Source organism: Candidatus Obscuribacterales bacterium, from assembly GCA_036703605.1.
Taxonomy (GTDB): Bacteria; Cyanobacteriota; Cyanobacteriia; order RECH01; family RECH01; genus RECH01.
In genome coordinates, this window is the sequence record DATNRH010000325.1 from 1 (window position 1) to 4,965 (window position 4,965).

Below are 4,965 nucleotides of genomic sequence, written 5' to 3' on the forward strand. Positions count from 1 at the left end.
AACTTATTCAGCTTTTCGACAATGTGGATCGGGAGACGCACCGTTCGCGAATCATTGGCGATGGTGCGGGTAATGCCTTGGCGAATCCACCAATAGGCATAGGTTGAAAACTTATAGCCTTTATCGGGATCAAATTTCTCAGTAGCCCGATTCAGCCCCAGTGCGCCTTCTTGAATCAGATCTAAGAAGGGAACACCTCGGTTGAGGTAGCGTTTGGCGATGGAAACCACCAACCGTAGATTGGAGCGCACCATCTGCCGTTTTGCCGATCGCCCAAGGGCAAGCTGATGCTCTAGCTGGGCTTCTGTGAGCTGAACGGCGGCGGCCAGTTGAGCCTGGGTAGGTGGGGTGCCTTGCTCGTCGGTCAAGCGATCGCGCCACTCGTCCATATCCACCAAAAACCGCACCCGTTGAGCCAAGGTCACTTCTTCCTCGGGCTTGAGCAAGGGATAACGCGCCATTTCTTTAAAGAAAGCCCCGACCGCATCGTCACTGGCAGTTTTACTATAGTTCAGGAGCGATCGCGTTCCCTCTGGCTTATCTAAGATGACCTCAGTGTCATCCATGGCAGGTTCCTGATCCCCATTAGCATCATCGTTTTCATCCGATGCGACTTGGCCAAGCCAGTGCTGTGGCGACTCATCTACTGGAGATGAATCGGAGGGCGGGGATAAAGATGGGTTGGTATCTGCCTCCGCACCTTCCGTCAGCCAGATACCGTCGTGATAGTTAGACGTTGCCTTCATGGGATATGAGTAAGAAGTAAACGATGGAGAAACCGGGATGAATAGATGAAACGAATAGAGAGATGTAGACTCTCGAACGTGACATGGTTAACAAGAAAACGCTGAGACGATGGAACGCACCGTTGCCTACATGTATCGAATTCCATCAAGGGTTGCAGCACAGTACGATACGGTTCGCAGGTTCACAGGGAGTCAATAGTGTGGAGTTGATTGAGGTGGAGCCAACAGTTCAAAATCCTCCCCTTGATAGGTTAACAACGTTGATCAGCAGCCCCGACGCCAGATAGAGCGTTCATACCATCCACAAGAACAACGTTGAACGGCGAGTAAGCCCGTGTCGTCATGCATAAAAGGATGACTGATCATAGGCTAGTAAAGCACCGTTAAATGTTGAATCATGCTCTTTTGAAGCATCTTAAAATCAAGAACTAGGGTGAATCAATCTAAAGGTGATCTTAAGATTGAAATTTAGTCAGGCTGCTCCGCTGATTGATAGGTTCATCCTTGGTCTAAGTTGCACGATAAAGCTGTTCAACTTGATGGGAAAAAGCTAGTCTACTTAGAATCAATAGACCACTTACGTTGAATCTACTATATCAATTTGAAATGTCAACTTGGAGTGAGAGCAAGTCCTCTTTTCTGAATGGCGTTAAAAACGAGAGAGAAAGAGTCCTATAAAGTATCACCAGTCATCATGCATCTCATGGATAGATGACATCAGGGGGCAGCCTAAGGGCTGAAACCCATGGTTCTCATTCAAGGGTTTGAAAACCTCCGCGTTTTTTTCATCCGCCCGAGGTCGGGAATGATTGAAGTATGACGAAGGGTCTTGATAGATGTTCAGAGTATAATGTAAGGAGATGTCGAAAGCCATCTCACCAATGATTCACAGGACTTTATGGAAGCCATCTCAGCACGGCGATGCATAGCGATGTTGTGGTTTGTTGGTGTAGGGCAACGCGGATATCACACAGCTCGTAAGTCATACCCACGAGGTTATGTGCCGCCATGGAAACATCTTGATGAAAAACAGATTTCTCCTAGGAAGATGGCTGATCATCGTTTATTTTGATGAGAACAAAGAATGGGTTTGCTCAAGCCGCTCGAACACCACTTCAAGGGATAGATCACCGATCTACGTAACGGCATAGGATCACTATCATCAAACATTTTCTGGGTAGATGTACCAGTCTTTGAAGAGCTTTAACGTTAAGATTTATGCTCATTTTTGGCAGGACACTTAACTCAAAAAACTTGGTTTCTAAAGGCTCCAATGTCAAGCTCAGTTGCGATCGCTGGACATTGTCCGCTCATTAACCTATAAATTTTTTTAGTCCCTGAAATGTTACCCATGAACATAGTTGAATGCTGAGACTAGTTCTTAATGATTTGCAATGACGACTCGTAGGTTTGGCGATTAAAATGTATAACGAAATATTAAAAAATATTTCGCCCGCCAAGTATTCATGGATGGAGGAGCCTATCCAGTCCTATCTATCCAGTCCTACAAGGATCTTACGGATATCCCCCGATGGTTTTTGTAGTGATAGGGAGTTATAATCGCCAATCTTCTTGTCTGTCATGGGGTTTAGTTGACACCCGCTAGCTACTTATTTTTTCTAGATCACTTTTTGAATTCTTGGAAAGCGTTAAGACTATGGTTTCTTCGCTTCATCATCCATCGATTGCACTAATTTCAGTTCACGGCGATCCGTCCGTGGATATTGGTCGAGAGGAGGCAGGTGGACAAAATGTTTATGTTCGCCAGGTTGGTGAGGCCTTGGCGCGTTTGGAGTGGGACGTGTCGATGTTTACTCGACAGACCCATACCGATCAGCCTCAGGTGGTTGAACATCTACCCAACTGTCGCACGGTTCGCCTAACGGCGGGGCCAGAAGACTTTGTGCCCCGAGATGACATCTTCGGCTACTTGCCAGCGTTTGTGCAAGAGTTCTTGCAATACCAGCGATCAACCGGTCAAGTTTTTCCGTTGATTCACACCAACTATTGGCTTTCCTCTTGGGTGGGAATGCAGCTCAAACAGCATCAAGCAGTGCAGCAGGTGCATACCTATCATTCTGTAGGGGCTGTGAAATATCAATCCATGGATGCGGTGCCAGCGATCGCCACGACTCGCCTGGAGGTGGAACAGCGCTGTCTGGAGACAGCGGAGCGGGTTGTGGCTACCAGTCCCCAAGAGCGGGATCATTTACGATCGCTGGTATCGTCCTACGGGCGAATTGATGTGATTCCCTGCGGCACTGACATTGAGCGTTTTGGCCATGTGAGTATGGCAACGGCACGGCAGAGCTTGGGGATCGCTGCCGATGCCAAGGTCGTGCTTTATGTAGGGCGTTTTGACCCACGTAAGGGGATTGAAACCGTCGTGCGGGCGGTGGGCCAGTCACACCTTCGCCAGGATGAACGCCTGCAGCTGATCATCGGTGGCGGCAGCCGTCCAGGGCATAGTGATGGACGGGAGCGCGATCGCATTGAGGGGCTGGTAGCAGACCTTGGATTGCAGGGGCAGACCTGGTTTCCTGGACGCATTTCGGATGAAGATCTGACGTTATACTATGCGGCGGCGGATGTTTGTGTGGTGCCGAGCCACTACGAACCCTTTGGCCTCGTTGCTATTGAGGCTATGGCTAGCAATACCCCAGTGGTCGTTAGCGATGTGGGAGGCTTGCAGTATACGGTGGTGCCTGGTGAAACAGGGCTCTTGGCTCCAGTGCGGGATGCGGAGGCCTTTGCCCAAGCCATTGATCGAATTCTCAGCCAGCCGGACTGGCGGGATCAGCTGGGACGGGCGGCCCGCAATCGCGTGGTGGATTACTTTAGCTGGGATGGAGTCGCCATCCAGCTTGACCGGCTCTATCGCAAACTGCTGTTGGGGGCAGATGCCCGCCACCTTAATCAGGTTGGAGCCTAGGTGACGGCGGCGGTCATCTTGGCGGGGGGGCAGAGTACCCGCATGGGTCGGGATAAGGCGCTGATATCGGTGGAAGGTCAGTCATTATTGACGCGCACCTGTGCCGTTGTCCAGGATTTGGGGCTACCGATCTATGTGGTCACGCCTTGGAGCGATCGCTACCGAGATCAGGTGCCCCCTGACTGTCGGTTCATTCCCGAGGCAGGCGCTCAGGGGCCGCTAGTAGCTCTTGGGCAAGCTTGGCGATCGCTCCCCGAAGAGCATGACTGGGTGTTGCTGCTAGCCTGCGATCTACCTTGTCTGACCGCGGCGGTTCTCCGTCCCCCCGTTGCCCAGCTTCCCGATCGACAGCCCAACCAGGGAGTCGCTTGGCTACCCCGGAGTGGCGATCGCTGGGAGCCGCTCTGTGGTTTTTATCATCGGGCCGGTCAACCCGCCTTGGAGGCCTATATTGCCCAAGGTGGCCGTTCGTTTCAAGGATGGTTGACCACGGTGATCGTGCAAGAGTTACGCCTCAGCGATCGCACCATTTTGTTTAACTGCAATAGCCCGGAGGATCTGGCGAACCGTCCCCAAGGATAAGCGGTGCGCCCCCTGTCACCGGAGCAGCACCCATAACCGGGATAGCACCCGAATCAACAACTTGGGATGCCTGGGCCGCTCGCACAAAGGCTGTCAACAGAGCTGACTGGTGCGGATCATCAGGGTGCGACATTTCTGGGTGCCATTGAACAGCGATCGCCCAAGGATGGGTGTCATGTTCCATAGCTTCGGTGAGGCCGTCCACGGCCCTGCCCGTGACCGTCCATCCGGGTACCGGTGCATCAACGGCTTGATGATGCCACGACACAACAGAAATAGTCTCTGCACCCATCAGCGCCGCTAGCCGACTGCGAGGATCGAGATACACCGGATGCTCAACAGGGCGGGCTTGTTCCGTACGATGCAGCGTTTGAGTGCCAAACACATCAGGAACATGAGGCACAAGGGTCTGCGCACCGCTAACTAAACTGAGAAGCTGTAACCCTCGGCAAATGCCGAGAATGGGCTTCGGTTGCTGCAGGGCAAGCTGGGCTAAGTGCATCTCAAAGCGATCGCGCTCTGGATCCACCCGGTAGATGGTGGGATGGTCTGAACCGCCATAGCGTTGGGGGTCAATATCGCCGCCCCCCGTGAGCACCAGCCCATCAATCAACGACAAGAGGCGATCGCACTGTTGTTCTCCTGGTGGTAGCAAAATGGGCACAGCTCCTGCCCGGCGAAGGGCATCCAGGTAGTTAGCAAATA

General features: G+C 52.0%; 4 protein-coding genes. 2 read left to right on the forward strand and 2 right to left on the reverse strand.

The window, feature by feature from the left end:
• Positions 1-746 (reverse strand): sigma-70 family RNA polymerase sigma factor (locus V6D20_06765; protein HEY9815486.1); only part of this gene is annotated, 746 nt, incomplete at its 3' end.
• 1,657 nt (positions 747-2,403) lie between these two features.
• On the opposite strand from V6D20_06765, the gene V6D20_06770 reads away from it, so the two are divergent.
• Positions 2,404-3,678 (forward strand): glycosyltransferase, encoded by a 1,275-nt coding sequence (locus V6D20_06770; protein ID HEY9815487.1) that lies wholly within the window; start codon positions 2,404-2,406, stop codon positions 3,676-3,678.
• A complete protein-coding gene (locus V6D20_06775; GenBank protein ID HEY9815488.1) occupies positions 3,679-4,260 on the forward strand; it encodes a molybdenum cofactor guanylyltransferase in 582 nt (193 codons plus the stop codon). It begins immediately after the preceding gene.
• Here V6D20_06775 and V6D20_06780 read toward each other — a convergent pair.
• On the reverse strand, positions 4,214-4,965 hold a 752-nt coding region (locus tag V6D20_06780), incomplete at its 5' end, for a gamma-glutamyl-gamma-aminobutyrate hydrolase family protein (protein HEY9815489.1). The two genes, V6D20_06775 and V6D20_06780, sit on opposite strands and share 47 nt — an antisense overlap.

What these genes read in the sequence shown, in the direction of transcription:
- V6D20_06770 (HEY9815487.1), top strand. Translation starts at nt 2,404, where the DNA reads ATGGTTTCTTCGCTTCATCATCCATCGATTGCACTAATTTCAGTTCAC.